The sequence below is a fragment of the Vibrio sp. A1-1 genome, from assembly GCF_021728175.1.
GTDB lineage: Bacteria > Pseudomonadota > Gammaproteobacteria > Enterobacterales > Vibrionaceae > Vibrio > Vibrio diabolicus.
This window is the reverse complement of the sequence record NZ_JAKKCL010000014.1, coordinates 1-19,685: the sequence shown is the minus strand read 5'-3', so window position 1 is coordinate 19,685 and position 19,685 is coordinate 1. Positions and strand designations below refer to the sequence as shown.

At 42.1% G+C, this 19,685-nt stretch carries 13 protein-coding genes, 1 tRNA gene and 3 pseudogenes; 9 read left to right on the top strand and 8 right to left on the bottom strand.

From position 1 onward, the window contains the following. Window positions 1-67: 67 nt before the first annotated feature. A pseudogene (locus L3V30_RS18135) lies at window positions 68-2,716 on the bottom strand (EAL domain-containing protein). 709 nt (window positions 2,717-3,425) lie between these two features. On the opposite strand from L3V30_RS18135, the gene L3V30_RS18130 reads away from it, so the two are divergent. The 3 genes from L3V30_RS18130 (at window position 3,426) to L3V30_RS18120 (ending at window position 7,310) form a co-directional block, all read left to right on the top strand. Then, the gene (locus L3V30_RS18130; RefSeq protein WP_167394253.1) at window positions 3,426-4,394 is read left to right on the top strand and encodes a cytochrome c peroxidase; all 969 of its coding nucleotides are present in this window, start codon (window positions 3,426-3,428) and stop codon (window positions 4,392-4,394) included. Next, the gene (locus L3V30_RS18125; protein WP_237309451.1) at window positions 4,387-6,744 is read left to right on the top strand and encodes an ATP-binding protein; all 2,358 of its coding nucleotides are present in this window, start codon (window positions 4,387-4,389) and stop codon (window positions 6,742-6,744) included. Before L3V30_RS18130 ends, L3V30_RS18125 begins: the two co-directional genes overlap by 8 nt. Window positions 6,745-6,842: 98 nt before the next feature. Then, window positions 6,843-7,310 (top strand): OsmC family protein, encoded by a 468-nt coding sequence (locus tag L3V30_RS18120; RefSeq protein ID WP_047008245.1) that lies wholly within the window; start codon window positions 6,843-6,845, stop codon window positions 7,308-7,310. 75 nt (window positions 7,311-7,385) lie between these two features. On the opposite strand, the gene gdhA is transcribed toward L3V30_RS18120, so the two are convergent. Beyond that, window positions 7,386-8,738 (bottom strand): NADP-specific glutamate dehydrogenase, encoded by a 1,353-nt coding sequence (gene gdhA, locus L3V30_RS18115; protein WP_237309450.1) that lies wholly within the window; start codon window positions 8,736-8,738, stop codon window positions 7,386-7,388. A 303-nt stretch (window positions 8,739-9,041) separates the two neighbouring features. On the opposite strand from gdhA, the gene L3V30_RS18110 reads away from it, so the two are divergent. Then, window positions 9,042-10,052, top strand: a complete 1,011-nt coding sequence (locus tag L3V30_RS18110) for a DUF2804 domain-containing protein (protein WP_237309448.1) — start codon at window positions 9,042-9,044, stop codon at window positions 10,050-10,052. A 7-nt stretch (window positions 10,053-10,059) separates the two neighbouring features. Next, a complete protein-coding gene (locus L3V30_RS18105; protein WP_085344412.1) occupies window positions 10,060-10,917 on the top strand; it encodes a sterol desaturase family protein in 858 nt (285 codons plus the stop codon). Window positions 10,918-10,934: 17 nt separating this feature from the next. On the opposite strand, the gene L3V30_RS18100 is transcribed toward L3V30_RS18105, so the two are convergent. Next, a tRNA-Gly gene (locus L3V30_RS18100) sits at window positions 10,935-11,009 on the bottom strand. 371 nt (window positions 11,010-11,380) lie between these two features. Here L3V30_RS18100 and L3V30_RS18095 point away from each other — a divergent pair. Both L3V30_RS18095 and L3V30_RS18090 read left to right on the top strand, forming a co-directional pair. After that, the gene (locus L3V30_RS18095) at window positions 11,381-11,899 is read left to right on the top strand and encodes a DUF4136 domain-containing protein (protein ID WP_237309447.1); all 519 of its coding nucleotides are present in this window, start codon (window positions 11,381-11,383) and stop codon (window positions 11,897-11,899) included. Between the two features lie 575 nt (window positions 11,900-12,474). Then, on the top strand, window positions 12,475-13,155 hold the full coding sequence (locus L3V30_RS18090) for a DedA family protein (RefSeq protein WP_150916786.1): 681 nt from the start codon (window positions 12,475-12,477) through the stop codon (window positions 13,153-13,155). A gap of 125 nt (window positions 13,156-13,280) precedes the next feature. Here L3V30_RS18090 and L3V30_RS18085 read toward each other — a convergent pair whose 3' ends face one another. From L3V30_RS18085 to L3V30_RS18070, 4 genes are all read right to left on the bottom strand, one after another. Next, the gene (locus L3V30_RS18085; RefSeq protein ID WP_006741016.1) at window positions 13,281-13,604 is read right to left on the bottom strand and encodes a hypothetical protein; all 324 of its coding nucleotides are present in this window, start codon (window positions 13,602-13,604) and stop codon (window positions 13,281-13,283) included. Between the two features lie 86 nt (window positions 13,605-13,690). Further along, window positions 13,691-14,149, bottom strand: coding sequence for a hypothetical protein (locus L3V30_RS18080; RefSeq protein WP_237309446.1), 459 nt, complete (start codon window positions 14,147-14,149; stop codon window positions 13,691-13,693). A gap of 335 nt (window positions 14,150-14,484) precedes the next feature. Continuing rightward, window positions 14,485-15,126, bottom strand: coding sequence for a murein L,D-transpeptidase catalytic domain family protein (locus L3V30_RS18075; protein WP_006741014.1), 642 nt, complete (start codon window positions 15,124-15,126; stop codon window positions 14,485-14,487). An 843-nt stretch (window positions 15,127-15,969) separates the two neighbouring features. Then, complete coding sequence (locus L3V30_RS18070; protein WP_237309445.1) at window positions 15,970-18,336, bottom strand: EAL domain-containing protein; 2,367 nt, start codon at window positions 18,334-18,336, stop codon at window positions 15,970-15,972. A gap of 472 nt (window positions 18,337-18,808) precedes the next feature. On the opposite strand from L3V30_RS18070, the gene rbsD reads away from it, so the two are divergent. Both rbsD and L3V30_RS18060 read left to right on the top strand, forming a co-directional pair. Further along, window positions 18,809-19,228 carry a D-ribose pyranase gene (rbsD, locus tag L3V30_RS18065; protein ID WP_005397153.1) on the top strand — a complete coding sequence of 140 codons (420 nt, stop codon included), beginning with the start codon at window positions 18,809-18,811 and terminating at the stop codon, window positions 19,226-19,228. Between the two features lie 23 nt (window positions 19,229-19,251). Continuing rightward, window positions 19,252-19,560, top strand: a pseudogene (locus L3V30_RS18060) (ATP-binding cassette domain-containing protein); the annotation flags it as partial. 7 nt (window positions 19,561-19,567) lie between these two features. On the opposite strand, the pseudogene L3V30_RS18055 reads toward L3V30_RS18060, so the two are convergent. Next, window positions 19,568-19,685, bottom strand: a pseudogene (locus L3V30_RS18055) (IS630 family transposase); the annotation flags it as partial.

Below are 19,685 nucleotides of genomic sequence, written 5' to 3'. Positions count from 1 at the left end.
AGGTTCAACAAAAAGGCAAAGTGACGGTAATCACTTTGCCTTCCTAATGTGTCTTAGAGGAGAGAGACTAACTGTTTACGTGGCGAGAAAATTGAACGAGCGCTTGCTCGGCAGGCATCGGTTTGTGGAAGTAAAACCCTTGCAACTCATCAATATTCCAAACTTTAAGCTTGCGTACTTGGCTCGCGGTTTCAACACCTTCGGCGACAATAGTTAACCCTAATTCTTGAGACATGTTGGCAATGTTTCTTACCAGTGTTTTCGCTCTGTCATTGGTTTCAATCTCGTCGATATAAGATTTATCCAGCTTCACAATATCCAATGGAAAATTACATACGCTACTGAATGATGCGTATCCAGTACCAAAATCGTCCAAAGCGAGTCCAACACCAAGTCGCTTGATGTCTTGAATGCTTTGGATAGATTCTACTTCTCCGCCCATCAACATACTTTCAGTAATTTCAAGCACAAGCTGGCCCGCAGAGAGGTTGTATTGAGCCATCACTTTTTTTAGGTAGGGCATCAGTCCTGCATGATAAAAGTGCTGCGCGCTTAAGTTCACATGCACGCTTAACATCGACAGACCTTGCGCATGACGAACTCCGTTGAGCCGACTGATAAATTCGCACGATTGTTTGAGAATGGACTCTCCCAATTCGACGATAAGTTTTCCTTGTTCTGCCATCGGAATAAATACTTCTGGTGAAATCATCCCTAATGTTGGATGTTGCCAACGGGCAAGTGCTTCGAAGCTAATGACTTCAGTGGTTTTAGCATCCACGATAGGCTGGAAAAAAGGTTTAATCGCATCTTGTCTAATGGCATTTTCTAAATCGCGATTGATCACCATAGAGGTTTCCGCTTGCTCTGATAGTTCTTCATCAATGACTAATACTTCGTGAGAGTGACGACCCTTAGCGGATTGCGATGAGAAACGTGCTGCAAGCAGCAAATGCTCGACAGACTGGTGAGTAATGTTTAGATCCATCATCACCGCTTTGCTGTCTAATGACATCATGATCCCGGAGAGCTGGACCTTATGTGACAAATGATTCAATAATCGATTGGTAGCATCTATCGCTTTTTGGTGGTGCTCGATATCTGGAATCAAAACGATAAATTCATGCTCACTAATTCGGCCTATTTGGAATGCCCCTAATTGCTCGCGTATAGCGGATGCGATGTATTGAATCACTTCATCAAAAATGAGGTGACCGTATACCCCTGCAATTTGTTTGAGAGTCTTACTGTTAATGTACACAAACGAAAAATGGTTTGGCCGTGTCTCTACGAGTTCGTGCAGAGCATTGAGAATGACAGGACGGTTACAGAAACCGGATACCGGATCAAAGTCGGTGAGTTTTTGGATCATTTCTGCTTGCTGTTTTGTCTCTCTCATATCCTGAAGCAATAACATCAGTGCACTTTGACCATGATGTTGAATGAGCGTGGCTTCTATCAAACAGTCGATTTCTTCTGTATTGCTATCGAGCACCTGCGCTTCGAATTGTGTTTTACCGTTTTTCAGCTCTCTGAACATTGCGTCAACTCGACATTCATCGTCCTCCGATGGGCACAAGGTGTCTAGAGGACGATCTATCAATTGCGATTTGCTGTAGCTCAACAGATCTAACGCTCGTTGGTTGACATCGACAATTTTACGATCGATAACAATTAGCATGCCCAGTGAGGAGCTATGGTACAGAGCACCAAACTTTTCCATCGAGTCTTTCAATTGCAGTTGGGTTAACGATGTATTTTCAGAGAGCTTTTGTACCAGTTTTGTCGCTAACTCTAATTCGTCTACTTTTACAGAGTGCAAGCCTTCAAGCTGGTATTGAGAGGCGATTTCGCTTATTCCTTCAGCAAAATGATTAAAGCGAGTGGCGACCTTATTTTTAAACGTGATGTAGGTACCCGCAGCGATGATTGATGCCACAACGCCAACCGTTGCAAACAGGTACATGAATAGCGTATTACCTTTCGCATAATGCTCTCGCTGTGTTTTCGTTTTTAGCCATGCGATTGGTTCACCAGATAAATCAGAGAGTGAGGCCCATTTTGTTATTGACCGCGAGGTCTTCTCTATATCCCGCATCTCACCACTGTCTGATCCACTTACCATCTGCGTCTCTAATGAGTTTTCCGCAGTTAAAATGGATTTAAAGTCTCCAGGAAAGCGCAAAGATAGGTTTCTTCCCCAAAGCATCCATCCGTTAGAAGGGCGGTCGCCTTCACTATTTCTAACTGGGCTGAGGCTAAGACCCCAAATAGTATCGTTGATTTTAAACAACCCTGAGATGCTCTCTCTATGGATATCAAGCTTGTGATTCATGGACTTGATGTAATCTTGAAGAGTAGGTTGATTCGCCATTTTAGCGGTGAGTTCTGAAGAAGTGTCGGGGTTATCCTCACGAGTTAAGGAGAGCAGAGTTTGCCCATTAGTCGTGATAAACGCCATCATATCGAGGTTTAACGCATCAATGCTCTCTGTGTAAAGGTTTCGCTCGGTATATTTCGCAATATCACGATCAACAAACAGATCGTACGTTTCGTCCCAGTACGCCCAGTCGTATGAGGCGCTTTCTTGCTGGCTCACCATCATGTCGATGACAGCGAGTGCTTGCTGATTCGCATGGTTAATTTCCATGTCTTCGAGCTAATCTAAGCTATACAGGAAAAAATAACGGCTAATAAAAAGGAAGCTGATGACCATGCCCAGCAGTCCTAATGAAAAGTATAGGGCGGTTTTATAGCGAAGATTCAAGTTAAACAAGCGAAGTGTTTTCATTAAAAAATAGTTATAGATGTTAATTCACTGAAAGTGTACGACATGTTCTAACAGAAATTGTTGATATAGATTCAAATTATAGAGATAAAATGAAGGATTTGCTGAGCTGATATGGTAAGTGAAACGTTTGCCCTAATTACTAGATTTTCGTGTTTGCAATTAAAATGCTCAATAACGTACCGCGCATTCAAATTACGGTTTAATCGTGCAGCTAGTAAAGGTATAAATCTTTTTATAAAACAGTCTATTAGTGTAACTAGTGCTTTTCTTCTGTATCTAAACTTCTTTTGTAATAGTAAACTGCGAAAAAATGATGGGTAATTATGATGTTTATTGTTCAACGCTTGGTCAAACTGGCCATTATCTGTGCCATTTTCTTTACTATCTTCGATCTCATCTCCTATGGTGAGATTACTTGGGTTCAAAGGTTGCTGGCTTCTATAAGCTAAAATATGCACACATAACTCCACGAAGCGAGTCAATTCTTCGTTACTCGCCTTCGTCATTTGCTCCTTATGTGAGCTTTAAATAAAAGTCCCTCCGCGTGCAGCTCTGGTAACCGTTTTCCATTAATGGAAAAAACCTAAAAATGCAACTAACTTCATACTAATGGCAAGTGTAAGGTATGCAGTTGATGAGGCAATTCAGCATAATCACATTAGTTGTTGTGGCACTCATTTTGAGCCAAGCAACAATCGCAAGAAATGCTAAGGTGCTAGGTGATATTTCGTTAGTTCAGCCGATAGAAGGTGACCCTGTCGTAGATATTAAGCTGGCGAGAATTGGCTGGCATCTCTTTCGTGATCCTCAGCTATCTTCAAACGGTAGCATCAGTTGTGCGACGTGCCACAACTTGCAAACCAATGGCGCTGAAAATACCCCCGTCTCTACAGGAGTGAAAGGTGATGGAACTCGAAATTCCATCACAGTGTTTAATGCAGCGTTAAATTATCGTTTTTTATGGGATGGTACCGAAAACACCTTGATGGCTCAGATTGATGGGCCAATCCACAATCCAATAGAAATGGACTCAAACTGGCAAACAATAGAGCAGTACGTGAAAGGAAGCGAACGTTATCAAGCGCTATTTAGTCGTGATGGTGAGCTACCGATTAATATTAACAATATTAAGTCCGCCATTGTGGAGTTTGTCGAAGGGCTCCAAACTCCAGGTGCACCATTCGATGCCTACTTACTGGGTTACACCCATGTCCTCAGTGAGCAGCAAATTAGGGGGTGGAAAACATTTCAGTCTTCAGGTTGCGTACAGTGTCATCAGGGCAAAAATATTGGCGGAGCGATGATACAAAGGTTCGCCTATTTCAAAGATAAGCCAGTAGTAGAGGATTCGGGACGGCACCTGATTACGACGGAAAGTGAAGAACAATTCTATTTTAGAGTCGCCAGTTTACGTAATGTCGCCCTAACAAGCCCTTATTTTCATAACGGACGAGTTGACCAGTTATCTGAGGCGATACAGATTATGGCGAAAACGCAGCTCGGAATTACGATGAGCGATGAAAGTGTCGCTGATATTGAAGCGTTCTTACAGTCCTTGACAGCACCCAGACCCGTGATTTTAGAGGTGTTGGAAAATGAGTAAATTCAAACTGGTTAATCTCTGCTTTTTTATTGCCATGCTGACGTGTTGTGTATTGGCGTATATGTCACATGTGAATTCAAAAAGTGCACAAGAATTCCACGCGGAGTTGACGGATATTGGGCACAAGTTGATTGAAGAGCGCGATGTTATCGTGAATCGATATGCGGTTGAAGATAGGAAGAATTATGAACTGACGACATCTTTAGTAGATATAGAAGTCGCAGCTGAGAACTTGCTAAATTCATCAAGGGAGTCAGTTTGGTTCCCTGTGACGCCCAATCATAAAAAAGTTGAGGATACGCTCAATCTATTCAAAAACCGTGTGCTTGATACAACGCTGAAGCTCGATATGTTGATTGGCGTTCAGGTAGAGAATCAATACGCGTTATTAATGCTATTCAACTTATATCAGCAAGATATTTCTACCGATACCGGAAAGACGTTGAGTGGGCATCACTATTTTGAGTTTCTCAACCAACTGCTTTTGACACAAAACGTAGTTGAGAGTGAAAGTGAAGCCAATTTCTTAGATCGGCTTCAAGCGAGCGATAAAAGGATAGAACTACTCACGAATGAACTGCTTGATCATGGATACTTTGTTTTTATCGAGGATGCGGAGCATCGGCTACTCAATATTGCCCAAAGTGAAGCGCGTTTCACTTGGTTGTTTGTTTTTATTGCCGTGATGTTGTTAGTCAGTGCATTTTTGTATCAGTCGCAATATCGAATGTACAACTTGAAACAATTGAACCTCGAAATCGAGGAGGCTCGAAATAAAGCCGAGCGAGCAGCAAAAGCCAAATCAAGTTTTCTCGCCGCAATGAGTCACGAATTAAGAACGCCGATGAATGGTGTATTAGGCCTTTCTCAAATGATTGCAGAGGAAACCAAAGAGCCGACGACTAAAGAGTACGTGAAAGTCATTCTTGATTCTGGCCAACACTTGATGACGATTCTTAACGATATTTTGGATTTCTCTAAAGTTGAAGAAAACAAACTGGAATTTGAGCAGGCTAAGTTCAATTTAGACCAAGTCATTTCTCCTGTGTGTAGCGCAATAAAACCGCTCATCGATGAAAAAAATATCGAATTGATCGTGGAAAATGAAGTGCCTGAATACATTGAATTTACCGGAGACTGCGCACGTTTACGACAGATCTTGTTTAATCTTGCTGGCAACGCGGTGAAGTTTACCAGTGAAGGGCATGTGTTAATCAGAACAGAACTTGATAAGGTAAATCATTGCTTGGTGATGATTGTGAGTGATACTGGTATTGGTATCGCGCTAGACAAGCAAGAACATGTTTTCAACTCGTTTGAGCAAGCCGATTCTTCAACTACCCGAAAATTTGGAGGCACAGGGCTTGGTTTGGCAATAGTTAAAAAATTAACTGGCTTGATGGATGGCAAGATTACATTGAAAAGTGTGGAGGGCGTCGGAAGTCAATTCATCGTCGAACTGCCCATTCCTTGGGTTGAATGCGAACTTCCAAAGGCACAAGAGCCACCAAAAACGCGCAAGAAAACACACAATTTGCAGATATTGCTTGCTGAAGATAACCGAGTGAACGCCATTGTGGCGAAAGGGTTTTGCGAAAAGTTGGGACATGAAGTGGATGTTGCTGAAAACGGATTGGTGGCGGTTAAAAAGGCGAGAGATAACGAATATGACCTGATTCTAATGGACAATCACATGCCTGAGATGAATGGTGTTGAAGCGACGCGTGTGATTCGACAAGAGTTAGGTATCAAAACATTACTCTTTGCGTATACGGCAGATGTCTTTCGTGAGGCGCATGATAGCTTTATTGAAGCCGGAGCGGATCATGTGCTTACAAAACCGCTACAGCAAGAGAGCTTTTCGGACGCTCTTAAACAGTTTGCTGCGAGGCTCGAACCAAAAGAGAATTTACCATTAACGAATGACAACAACGTTCTCCAGTTGCAGCGCAAGCCAATAGAGAAGTTACGGCTGACAGAAGAAGAGTTATCCAGTTCAGAGATGCTCATTTCTTTGCAAGAAGCGCCGGAAGCGATAGATGAGCTACTAAAAAGTATTATTGTCGATTTTGAATCATCGGTTGATGAACTTATTGATTATTTTATGGCTGAAGATTTCGCGTCTCTAGAAGACACGTTGCATAAAACAAAAGGTATGGCATTGAACCTTGGTTTGCCGATTTTAGCTGGACAAACGGAGGCGCTAGAAAACACGCTCAAAGCGAAGCAAACTCCTGAAATTGAGCGGTTACAGATGCTAATCAACCGATTACAAGTTAACATCCATCAGGCTAATCGACTTCTGGATGACATACAGAAAAAAAACGTCGATCCTCAACAAATTTTGTAACCTCTCTGAGTTCATACGTTCCTTACCTTGTTTCGTTATGGTTTACTATGACGTGAATGGATGTGTTGATTCGTCAATGAGAAAATCAGGGAGTTAGAATGAGTAAGCATTCCGCTTTAATCGAATGGCATCGCGAAGCTGACGAAGTATTCAGTGATAACCAGTATAGTCGGGCGCACATTTGGAAGTTTGATGGCGGGTTGCAAGTCCCTGCGTCACCATCTCCACACGTAGTGCCGTTGCCACTATCTGTAGAAGAAAACGTTGATCCGGAAGAAGCATTTGTTGCGGCACTTTCCAGTTGTCACATGCTTGTTTTTCTTTCTATTGCGGCGAAACGACGTTACGTTGTGGATCGCTACCTAGATGAAGCAGTAGGAGAGCTGACAAAAGGTGAAAATGGAAAAGAATGGGTGTCTAAGGTAACACTAAACCCTAAGATAACATTTGCTGGTGATGATCAACCGACACGATCTCAATTAGAAAAAATGCACCACATGGCTCATGAGAATTGTTTTATCGCCAATTCGGTTAAAACTGAAGTGACGACGCTTATTGCGGATTAAATGAAGCTCTGTGTCAAAGCGCAGTGTACCACCGAATAGTGTTAAGCCAGCAGTCCGGCTGCTGGCTATTGTGCACTAAACGATGCCTTGCTCGATCATCGCATCAGCGACTCTTCTAAAGCCGGCAATGTTTGCGCCTAAAACTAAATTACCAGGTTGACCAAACTCTCGACTGGTTTCATTTGCATTAATAAAGATGTTTTTCATGATGGTCTGCAACTGGCTATCGACTTGCTCGAAGGTCCAGTTTTGCATGCTGGCATTTTGTGCCATTTCAAGCTGACTGGTTGCAACGCCGCCTGCATTGGCTGCTTTCGCTGGCCCATAAGCCATTTCGGAATCCACGATGATATTGGCCGCATCACGAGTGGTTGGCATGTTTGCGCCTTCACTAATCAAAACACACCCATTATCGATAAGAGCAAGAGCATCGTTTGACGTCAGTTCATTTTGAGTCGCGCAAGGAAATGCGGTGTCAGCTTGATATCGCCATACAGCATGCCCTTCATTAGGATAGTCACCCAACGGCGTATACTCTGCTTCAGGGTAAGTATCTAAATACTCTTCTAAACTTGCTCTTTTCACTTCTTTAAGTTGCTTGAGGAGCTGCAGATCAATACCGTGCTCATGATAAATCGTGCCTCTAGAATCGCTGCATGTTACTGGGGTTGCTCCCATGTGGTATAGCTTTTCAATTGCATAGATAGCGACGTTACCTGCGCCTGAAACGAGGCAAGTTTTGCCTTTTAGTGAATCATTACGGTCATTGAGCATGCATTCCGCAAAATATACGGTTCCGTATCCCGTTGCTTCTTTTCTAACAAGTGAGCCCCCCCAAAGAAGGCTCTTGCCTGTAAGTACTCCTTCGTAGCGTCCCGTCAATCGCTTATATTGACCAAACATATAACCAATTTCACGCGCACCGACGCCGATATCGCCAGCAGGAACATCGGTAGCAGGGCCAATGTGGCGGTATAACTCGTTCATAAATGATTGGCAAAATCGCATGATTTCACCGTCAGATTTTCCTTTAGGATCGAAGTTTGAACCGCCTTTTCCGCCACCAATTGGAAGGCCAGTAAGCGCGTTTTTAAAAATCTGTTCAAAGCCGAGGAACTTTATGATGCTCGCGTTCACTGAATGATGGAACCTCAGTCCGCCTTTGTATGGACCTAACGCGGAGTTAAACTCGACGCGGTAGCCTTTGTTTACTTGCACATTCCCTGCGTCATCGACCCAAGGAACTCGAAACATGATTTGACGTTCTGGTTCTACGATTCTTTGGATAATCGCTTGTTCTTTATATTTATTATTGCTTTCTATGACTGGAGCGAGAGAAGTTAATACTTCTTCTACGGCTTGGTAAAACTCTTTTTGAGCCGGGCTACTGTGTTGCAACGCAACAATAGTATCGTGTATGTGTGACATAGATCTCTTCCTTGATGTGAATAAGCAATCAGTTTATATGAATTTATTCCCATTAAATAGTGATTTTGACCAATTCTCAATGGCTATAATGGTCTTTCCTGCGGATGAGAACGCTCAATTTCCAACTTCTGTTCGTATTGATTGAGCAAGATTAAGTGCGTGACATGAGTGGATAGTTGAGTGATCGGTTTCACATATAGCGAGCAGAAGCCAAATTAGTCGATATTGTTGTGCTGTCACGCAAACTGTTTTTGTTAACGTAGTGTTAACATCTGAGCGTGTTGACTCGAAAAAGATAAAAATATGCATGAGCTTAAGACTCTGGACTCGTTTATTCAGCAAAACGGTCTACCAGTGTTTGGCCATCTTGATGGGATTCCCACATCTCTACAGTTAGATAAGTTTACCTACCTTGATGAGATGGATAAGCCGGCGTCTATGTGGCGCCGTTACTGTGACTATAAGCAGTTTCAGTTCGTTAATTTGGTCACACCTAACTACGTGATTGGGGTTGCGATTGCGGATATTAGGTATTTAGCATCTGGTTTTTGCTATCTGTTTGACATTCAAAATAATCAGTTAGTGGAGCAGCAGTGGTTAAAGCCTTTTAATATTGATTATCAAACTCAGCCTTCCAGTTGGTCTAGTCATGCCCATCTTGCTGACAAAAGTATTCAATTTTCTATTCAGAATGGTATTTGGCACGTCCACTTTGTGACGAAATCTGTCAATGCTGATCTCTACTTACGTCCAGAAAGTATGAGTTTGCCATTAATGTTGTGTACACCAACCGGTTATGCGGGTTGGACTTATACGCAGAAGCATAATGCGTTAAAGGTAGATGGCAATTTATTCATATTAGGAAAGGAACAAGATCTCTCAGAAGTGGCTGCTGGTTACGACTTTTCCGCTGGGTACATGCGACGGGAGACAAGCTGGCGCTGGGCGAGTATTAATTGCTTTGAAAGCGGCAGACGGTTGGGGCTGAACTTAGCTGCAGGCGTCAATGAAACGGGCTACTGTGAAAATGTATTCTGGATTAATGGTGAACGGCATTTTTTACAGTCTGTTCATTTTCAATTTTCACGAAATGATGAAGGACAAAGATGGCATATAACGTCGGAAGATAAACGGGTTGACCTAGTGTTCACGCCTTTAAACCGACGTTCAGAAAAGAAGAACTTTTGGTTTCTCAAAAGCAATTTTCGTCAATATATCGGCTATTTCTCTGGCTACATCGTTGATGGGAATGGTATCAAACATCAGTTAGAAGAAGTCATAGGTCTGACTGAAGATCACTATGCAAAATGGTAGAAACACAATGGATTGGACACAGTTGATGGAACGCCCTGAATTACTTCTGATGATTTTGGCGCCTGTTTTCTTTTTATGTATGGTTGCAGAGTACTGGTTTGGACAACGAAGGGGACGTTTGCCTGAAAGCGCGATGTATTATATTCCGGAAGTTGTATGTAATTTTGTGCTTGCGGGCTTACACCAAGCGACAGACATACTCACAGGTTTACTGATTGCTCAGTTATATTTGTGGTGGTTTGATTGGCGATTGTTTGATATCGAAATGAGCGTTTCAGCGTTTTTGTTACTTGTCGTCCTGCAAGATTTTTTTTATTACTGGTTTCATCGAGCTAGCCACCGTATTCGTTGGATGTGGGCTGCGCACGTGGTCCATCACAGCTCGGAGAGAATGAATTTCAGCACCGCGTTTCGTCAAAGCTTGATGTATCCGTTAGCGGGAATGTGGATTTTCTGGTTGCCTTTGGTGATTATTGGCTTTGATCCCAAGTGGGTCGTCTTCGTTGTGCTGTTTAATCTGGGCTTACAGTTTTTTGTTCATACTCAATCAATTCGCTCGCTTGGACCGCTAGAGTGGGTATTTAATACGCCATCTCATCATCGTGTTCATCATGGTATAAACCGTCAGTACATCGACAAAAATTACGCGGGAGTGTTGATTATCTGGGATCGGATGTTTGGAACGTTTGAACCAGAAGTGGAAACCGTTAGGTATGGAATTTCTAAACCTGTAAACAGCTTTAATCCCATTCGTGTGACGTTTGCAGAATGGAAAGATATGTTTTATGACGTAACACGACCAAATTTAACGTGGAAACAACGTTGGCGCTGTCTATTTGCTCCGCCATCGGATTCTTTTGAGTAGATTGAGATAAAAGAGATTGGAGCGGGCAGCGGGAATCGAACCCGCATCATCAGCTTGGAAGGCTGAGGTAATAGCCATTATACGATGCCCGCGCATCGATAGGACTCAGCTAATATGCCACACTGAACGAAAAAGAAAAGTCTTTTCTCATCAATTGTTTGTCAGATGCCTAAAAAAGTAGCGTCTTGGTGTTAAAGTGTTCATTGTCTCTGTTTTTCAGGAGGGTCAGAGATTCCGCTTCTAAAATCGATGGCTGCTAATTAGGGGCAAACACACTGTCTACTAGCGTTTAGGCATTGATGATATTCAAGATTGTCAGTGTAAAGGTTAATCGCGTTTATTGAACAGTCAGGTTTCATGGTCAAGACTAGATATTGAAATGATTACTTTTTACTGCTGAAGCGTATGTATAGCACTAGCGTAATTCCGCTGAAACAGTCAGCTTAACCAAAGGAGATTTAACATGTGGAAAGGTTTGATATTAGGGGCGGTGATGATGCTCGTGTCTGCTTGTACAACCGTAACAACGGATGTTGATAAGCAAGCCGATTTTTCAGCTTACAGAACGTTTGATTTCGGTGCCCAAGCAGAAGCCCCTACGAGTATTGATGGTCGACGTATTGAACAAGGATTGGCTGAACAGCTTGAAGACAAGGGCCTAATTAAAGTGAATAGTGGTGGGGACCTTTACGTTCATCATGATATCGTCGAAGAGTCCGAGCTTGTCTCTTCTGGGTCTTCGGTGAGTTTCGGTTATGGTTGGAATAGCTTTGGCGTGATCACTTCAAGGCCGGAACGATACAAAGAACGTAAGTATGGCAAACTGGTGGTAGAGCTTGTTGATGCAAAGGCTAATCAGATTGTGTGGAAAGGTGTTTCAAGTAGGAAACTATCTGAGTCTATGAGCTCTGAGAAAAGAGAATCTCTGATTGAAGAAGAAATTGCGAAAATGTTTGAAAACTACCCTTACGGTGAAAAATAATTAGTATTCTTAACGATTAAGAATACTAATTGCCAATCGTTACGCACAGGGTTAAAAGAACTTATTATTTTGGTTTTGGTTACCTTTGTGCGTACGACTCTGATTGCTTTACTCGGACTACTTTTCTGCTTGTTGGCTCCGAGCATGAGTCTGGCGCACTCATACCCAAATATTCTTTCCTTTCATAACCAGAATATTGCTGTTGACGCTAAGTCGAAGCACTTTTCAGAATACCCTGTCTCTCCAATACAACAAGACTATCCGAGTTTAAACAGCCGGAATATATTGAGGGTTAGCCATTCTAAGGAAACGAGCTCGAACGACGATGTAGAGCTCGAATGCTTTGAAACGCTTGCTGTAGTATGGTGGACATATCGTTCGGCATTTCACTCGATGGGGCTGCTAAAACGCATCGGCAATGAAGCTTTAGGTCGTTGTGTTGAAAGTATTTTTACTCATTCTAAATACAGAATCGGTGCGAGGAAAGAATCGAATCTTATATACCGCTTTATACATGCTCGCTAACACATTCCATGTTTTTACAATTTTTGGTTAGTTATGCTTAGGAGCGGTTTATGTTTGATTCGGTAATTCAGGTCTTGAGTGCCTTTTGGCATCAAGATTTCACGGCGTTAATGGCACCAGGCGGTGCAGGATTGGTTTATTTTGTTGTTGCTGCGCTTATCTTTTTGGAAAGTGGTTTTATTCCTGCTGCGCCATTCCCATGCGACAGTGTCGTCGTATTATCCGGTACGCTGGCGGCGGTTGGCGTCCTTGATCCAATTATGATTATGTTGGTGATAGCTGTTAGTGCGGGGCTGGGAAGTTGGTCGGCTTACTTACAAGGCAAGTGGCTAAATCGCTTACCTAAGGTTCAAGGCTGGGTAAGCGCGGTTCCTCAAAAGCGTTTGGAACAGGTCGACGTATTACTCAGTAAACATGGATTGATTGCGCTTTTTTGTGCGCGGTTTATTCCGGTTGTTCGTTCCCTATTGCCATTAATGATGGGGTTGCGAGTGAAAGGTATTAGTAAATTCCATTACTTTGCATGGCTGAGTGCGATTTTATGGACGCTGATATTATGCGGTTTTGGTTTATTGCTTCCCTTGTTACCAGAGAATATGAGCAAAACGATCACAATGCTATTAATGGCGGCCCCAATAATTACTCTTGTGATTGGGGTGCTTAGTTTCTTGTTTGTTAAAGCACGTCGAGCGTTCTGTAAATCCAAGGATGTGTCAGAGTTTTCTCAGTAAGTTTACTTTGATTTGCACTTTTAAGCTTGTATACAGATTAGACATCTAATCGGCTGGTTTTTATCAGTAAAAAGAAAGGCGCAATGTATGCGCCTTTCTTTATGAGTGTCGTTAGGGTTTCGAGTTTAATAGCCAATGCTATATAGGTACTCGCCAACCTCTTTACACTGAGACTTGTAGATATTTTCTACTTCGGATTCATTCTTATCTGCTGCTTTAAATTCAAGCTCAGCAGAAGATAACTGGCTGAAACTATAGTTTCTTTCAGACATTAGGTAGTGTCTGAACATCGCTCTGTGTTCAGGAACCGCAATACGTGCATTAGAAACATTGGCACATTCTAGCAGAGTCTCATTGCTCATTTCTTCTGGCTTTGCTTCCGTGTTAGCGAAGGCAGAGCTCGTTGCAAATAGTAATGCTAGTGCGATAGTCGTAGCGAATTTTGTCATTATATGGACCTCAAATTGGTTCTAGTAACAATGAGCGTATTGGTTCTCATCGTTACATTTCCGTGTTCTCTGTATGTCATAAAAAGTTAAACAACAGGGAAGGCGTTGCGACCATGAGTAAAGACGTACATCAAATTGGCTTCTTTTCTTCCTGAGAGTCGATAGAGAGAGCGTTTACTCATCAGCCCGCCATAACCATCAAGAGGTAAGCGAGATGCTTGTTTTGCCAATTCCAATAGTGGTGGGGAAGAGAAAGCAACAAGTAAAAAATAATCAGGAGTAAAATCTGATGATAAAACACCATCAGTGGCGGATGTTCGGCGGCAGGAAACCAGCGCTAACAACTCGCGCTTTATGTGCAGATAATAACCTTCTGAGCCCCAAGAACTTGGAGAGGCAAATGTATGGAATTCGCTGCGTGCTAGTTCAAAGTCGTCTTGTTGCACGAGTTTAAGCAAGCGTTCAGAGGTGTAATGTTTAGCGTGGTGATACGTATGCGCATATGAGGCAGCGATGAACCCTGAAAATAGGGACAATGAAAGCATCAATAATATACGGTGTAGATAACGCAAGAAGTAACCCTAAACATATAACGTCATAGACTATCACTATGACTACGGAATCTTAGTGACACTATGATAACAATGAAAATCGGTGTCTGACCAACTCAGCGTATACTAACGAGATGGAAGAGGGATGAACAGAGTTTTCTGATGTTATTTAGGTATAAGCTAATACCTAAATAATTTTAGCGTTGAAGCAAGCGAAAACTGGAGAAACAGGTAAAGAAAGAGAGTCATGAGGCCTGGAAGCTTGAGTCAATCCGATTATTTGTTGGGGAAGAAATAGAGCATTCTTCCCCACATGAGTTGCACCCGTGTTATGCGCTTGCATAAATAACACTGCCGCCTTTTATGGTGTCAATGATCTCACGAGACAACTTCTTTGGCAGTGCAGGGCAACCCCAACTGCGCCCAAGGTAACCATTCTTCTTGATAAAAGAAGGGTTAGCATAGTCGGCACCGTGCACAACGATATAACGCTCGCGAGCTTTATCGTTCAACCCTGAGCTTAGACCATCTAGTCGAAGTGAATAGCCATTTGAGCCGTAGTAGGTGGTGTCAGTCAAAAACGTACCCAGTGATGTTTTACGCGAGTTCACCACATTTGAAAACTGCGTCGCTGTTTTCTTTCCACTGTTCACACCGTGAGAAACATAAGTATTGTAGATAAGCTTCTTTTTATCTAAATCAACCACATAAAAGCGTTTTTCAGTCGATGGTTTACTATAGTCGATGATGGTTAGTACTGATTTCTTTCTATCTGGTGTTTTTTGGTACGCGATATAAGCGTCACGAAACAATTTAAAGTCTACTACGCCATCTAACTTTGCTTGTTTGAACACTTGTTCAATTTGATTCTGTGGTATGTGACTTTTGACTTCGTTATCTGCTTGTTTTGCAAAGGCAAAAGGAGAGGCAGACAGAAATGTCCATATAAATAATAAAATTAACTTTTTCATCTTGGCTAAATAAAACTCTATGGTGTTACAAATTTACCGATTGCTTCATGCATTCGTTAAAACAACATGCACATCAATATAATTCTATTCCCAATGTTTCTTATTGTACGCTTAGGTACTTAATATTGGGTTAACGATAAGTTTTCAAGTTAAAAACTAACTGTTTGAAACTCAAATAAATTATGAAGTTAATCGATTGTTTCGATAAACTTCGGCATAAATAATATCTGATATGCGTAATTAATAAAACTGTGTTTAAGGATATTTGTGAGATGGCGAATTTATAAAAACGACGTTTTATTTTTTCTAGATTAGAAACTCTTTTTATTTCAATGTGTTTGTCTTTTGTACGTCTATTCAGCCTGCGTTTAGATTTGTGATTTGACTCGTAACAAATCGTAACGTCAACTCGTTATGTGTGTTAGTGCATTTTAAGTGAGTGGGTAAACAACAAGATGGATAAGAAAGGTAGAGAAATACCGAGAAGAAGGGCATTTCCTGTTCACAAGTGATAAAGCTAAGTCTAAGTGGAGCCGACAAATGAGCTTCTACACGAATCATTTAAGTCGGTGATCAGCAATACAAAAGTAAAGTTTGTCAGCTTTTACTTATTTCCTTATGTCTTCAATTAAAGAAGTAAAAACAGAACTAAACTTACCAAAAAGTAATTCTATCGTTTTGATTAAATATTTAAATAACTGAGAGATTTCATCGAAAAATAATAATACCAAAAATTAACGTACGAACTTATGTGGTTGCTTATATTATTGAAACTAAGGGTAAAGTCTTGTTTCTATATTATATAAGTACAGCAGCTACATACATGGCTTCTGTACTTAATCTTTAATAAGATGCCCCTTGAACAGTAATTGAACCTACTATGGAACCATCGAAGCGGCTATCGTCATTTGCGGATTGCCACCACAAATTCAGTTGTTCCTTACTCATTGGCTTACCAAATAAATAGCCTTGCATATAGTCACAGCGGTAGGACGATAACCATTCATGCATCACATTGTGCTCAATACCTTCTGCGGTGACCGTTTTATTTTGAGCGTGGCATAGATCGATGATGGGTTTGATCACATGACCGTTGTTGGTTTTCATCAATGTAACGAGGAACTCTCGGTCAAACTTGATCTTTTGAACCGGATATTGAACAAGTTGAGTCAGCGATGTATAGCCAGAGCCAAAGTCATCAATGGCGAGACGATAGCCACGCTTCGACAGCTCATCAAGTAATGCTGTACCTTGTTGTTCTGCGGCAAAGGTTTCTGTTATTTCTAACTCAATACATTCTGGCTTCACGCCGTTTTTGCTTGCTTGGTCATGAATATAATTCGCCATTTCGATGGAGTTAAGTTCTGCTGAAGAGAGGTTGATCGAAAGGACAATGTCTTTGCCAAAAATATTTCTTAGCTGGTGATATTCTGCAGTTGCATTGGCGAAAACCCAGCGATCAATTTTATCAAATAAGCCCGCCTGTTCCGCGATTGGGATAAACTCTTTCGGAGGCACGGGACCAATGCCTTCCGCTTCCCAGCGCAATAATACCTCTAGTCCTTCAATCTCGTTGTCCCGATTATTCATATAGGGTTGAAAAACGAGATGGAACTCTTCTTCTACGTTGCTTTTTCTGAGCGCTCGCTCAAGCTGACTGCGTCTTTGAGACTCAACATTGAGAGCTGCTGAGTAATAAGCGTACTGGTTTTTCCCGGCTCGTTTGGCTTGATACATTGCCGCATCGGCACTGGAGAGTAATTTCGCGACGTCTGTACCGTCTTGAGGGTACTGAGCGATACCTACGCTTGCAGTCACGGGGAATGAATTACTCCAAGATGGACTGAGATTGCTAATCGGTTTTAGCAACTCTGAGGCCAGCAAGTCGGGTAGGCGTTGTGCATCCTGATTTGAGCTCAATAAAATAGCAAATTCGTCACCAGACAATCTTGCTGCAAAACAGGGACTATCGTAGTCGTACGAGAATTTTTGACAGACATTTTTGATGTGTGATGAAAACACCTTTAATAAGTTGTCTCCCAGTTCATGCCCGTATTTGTCATTAACGTACTTAAAGTTATCGAGATCGACATAAATGACCCACAAATGCTGCGAAGGGGAGACGAGTTCACGAGTTGCAAGTTCATGGAAACGATGGCGATTAGCGAGTTGCGTTAGGTGATCCGTTTCAGCCAGGCGTTTTGTTTTCTTATATATGACGTTGAGCTCTTCATACATATCAAAAAAGCGTGAGGATAAGCGTCCTATTTCATCGTTTGTTTCTAGCTTTTCAATGTTGCCGCGTTGATTTGTTTCCAGCTCTTGTAGCTGTTTATCGAGGCGAGAAACGGGGTGTAATACATAACGATACAAAACCAAAACAATTAAGGTGATGGTGCAAAACGCTGCCACACCAAAGGAAAGGGCCAGTTCTAGCCACACTTTATCGACTTTATTCCACATCAAATATTCAGCGGGGGAGAGTACCGCATAAAAGTGTGGCAATAGTTCAATCGTCTGAGCGAGAGGAATATCGAGATAAATAGGCTTGTCGGCAAAAGTTATCACGCTATGCGTGTCGAACTCGATTTCGTGCTTGATCTCATTGAAGGCTTCGAGCGATACCGATACCACCACGAAAAAGACATTTTGCGGATCAAAACTTAGAGGTTGTGTCCCTGTTCGTTTGTCGATCAGTTCGTATTGCAGAAGAATACTTTGCCCGCTGGAATTGTAAATAAAGCCAGTATGGTTAAACGCTTCTCTCGTACTAAAGCTTCGCGAGATGTAATCCAATACCTTAGGGTCGACTACACCTGAAGATTCGTAGTATTTATTTTCTGTGTAATAAAGAAGGTTTTGTTTCCCGTCGAGAATCGCCATGCTTGCATCGCCTGTATAGCCATGGCTTAACACATCTGCGGTTTCATCGAGTCGGTTAAATAACACGCGCTCACGATACGGATTGCTATGATTCACCAAGTAGTCTTGCAATACATCACTTTTGCTTAATGTGTATGCATAACTATTGAGGAATATGTTGGCTTGTCGGAACTGCCCTGCGAGCTTTTCCATTTGCAATTGGATATAGCTGTCTTCTCGCTTGATGAGCGTTACTTTTTGAATGCTGTAAATAATATAACTTGATACCAGCGCGCTTAATAAGATCACTGGCGCGACAAGCAAGATGACTCGATTGCTTAACTTCATTATGGCTTTTAGTTTCCGTTTGTGTCCCTACAAACGTCGCATACCATATAAGGTACTGAACGGATGATGTGTTTTGCAAATTGTAACCAGATTGTAAGGTGAGCGTTCTCCAAAATCAGACAACCATCCAAGAACTGTGATGATGTGTAAGGTTTCCATCTCATTAACTAGAGTGTTTCTCAGTAATGGGACGTATCTCTTTTTCAACTGTCTTTAAAAACCTCACTTCAAGTGTAGATTAAGCCAGTCATCGAAACGTTTCGATGATAAAGTGTGACTCATGTACCTTTTTACTATTCGATGACCCGTTAATTACGGATCATTCTCACACCTTATCGATCTCACTCTGGTCAAATTACCACAACGAATTATTATTTCATCGAAACGTTTCGATGAGTTTTCTGTTAATAACGAAAACACTTTAAAACAGGCGCTCATGGTTGTATGAACGTGTAACCGAAAGGTCGATGAGATGAAAAAAAGTACCCTAATTAACTCAGATATTTCTTACTTGGTGGCGACGCTAGGCCACACCGATGAGATCACGATATGTGACGCTGGCCTGCCAATCCCTGAGCATGTACAGCGAATTGATTTGGCGCTAACGCATGGCGTACCAAGTTTTCTTGATACTGTTCGCGTGATTCTATCTGAGTCGCAAATCGAAGGGGTCATCATTGCGGAAGAGTTTTCTGATGTAAGCCCTGTTTTGCATCAAGCATTGCTTAACGAACTGAGCAAAGAGAGCGAAGAAACGGGTAAATCTATCGAGATCAGCTACGTGTCACATGAAGCATTTAAAGCACGCACGGCACAAAGCCGCGCTGTCGTTCGAACTGGCGAATGCTCGCCATACGCGAACGTTATCTTTCAAGCGGGCGTGGTTTTTTAAGCCAGAGATATTGAGGACAGATTATGACTCAAGCCATTCTACAACTGAGCGACATTGAGAAAGCGTTCCCGGGCGTGAAAGCACTGGACAAAGCGAGCCTGAATGTTTACCCAGGCCGTGTCATGGCGCTCATGGGAGAAAATGGAGCAGGCAAGTCAACATTGATGAAGGTGCTGACTGGCATCTATCACATGGATGCGGGTAGCATCCAATATCAAGGCCAACCTGCCGCGTTTAAAGGGCCGCGTGACTCACAGGAAGCGGGCATCAGCATCATTCACCAAGAATTGAACTTGATCCCTGAACTAACGATTGCTGAAAACATCTATCTATACCGAATCAACTTGAAGATGCAGGCTTGAGAACCTGAAAATTATCATTAATTCGAGATGCCAAAGAGCCTGCGATCTCTGGAAGAGTCACAGTAAAAAATTGGTCTATTGCCGCCTTGAAGTCC

Coding starts and splice junctions, on each gene's coding strand:
- L3V30_RS18130 (WP_167394253.1), top strand. CDS start 3,426: ATGAGGCAATTCAGCATAATCACATTAGTTGTTGTGGCACTCATTTTG.
- L3V30_RS18125 (WP_237309451.1), top strand. CDS start 4,387: ATGAGTAAATTCAAACTGGTTAATCTCTGCTTTTTTATTGCCATGCTG.
- L3V30_RS18120 (WP_047008245.1), top strand. CDS start 6,843: ATGAGTAAGCATTCCGCTTTAATCGAATGGCATCGCGAAGCTGACGAA.
- gdhA (WP_237309450.1), bottom strand. CDS start 8,738: ATGTCACACATACACGATACTATTGTTGCGTTGCAACACAGTAGCCCG.
- L3V30_RS18110 (WP_237309448.1), top strand. CDS start 9,042: ATGCATGAGCTTAAGACTCTGGACTCGTTTATTCAGCAAAACGGTCTA.
- L3V30_RS18105 (WP_085344412.1), top strand. CDS start 10,060: ATGGATTGGACACAGTTGATGGAACGCCCTGAATTACTTCTGATGATT.
- L3V30_RS18095 (WP_237309447.1), top strand. CDS start 11,381: ATGTGGAAAGGTTTGATATTAGGGGCGGTGATGATGCTCGTGTCTGCT.
- L3V30_RS18090 (WP_150916786.1), top strand. CDS start 12,475: ATGTTTGATTCGGTAATTCAGGTCTTGAGTGCCTTTTGGCATCAAGAT.
- L3V30_RS18085 (WP_006741016.1), bottom strand. CDS start 13,604: ATGACAAAATTCGCTACGACTATCGCACTAGCATTACTATTTGCAACG.
- L3V30_RS18080 (WP_237309446.1), bottom strand. CDS start 14,149: ATGCTTTCATTGTCCCTATTTTCAGGGTTCATCGCTGCCTCATATGCG.
- L3V30_RS18075 (WP_006741014.1), bottom strand. CDS start 15,126: ATGAAAAAGTTAATTTTATTATTTATATGGACATTTCTGTCTGCCTCT.
- L3V30_RS18070 (WP_237309445.1), bottom strand. CDS start 18,336: ATGAAGTTAAGCAATCGAGTCATCTTGCTTGTCGCGCCAGTGATCTTA.
- rbsD (WP_005397153.1), top strand. CDS start 18,809: ATGAAAAAAAGTACCCTAATTAACTCAGATATTTCTTACTTGGTGGCG.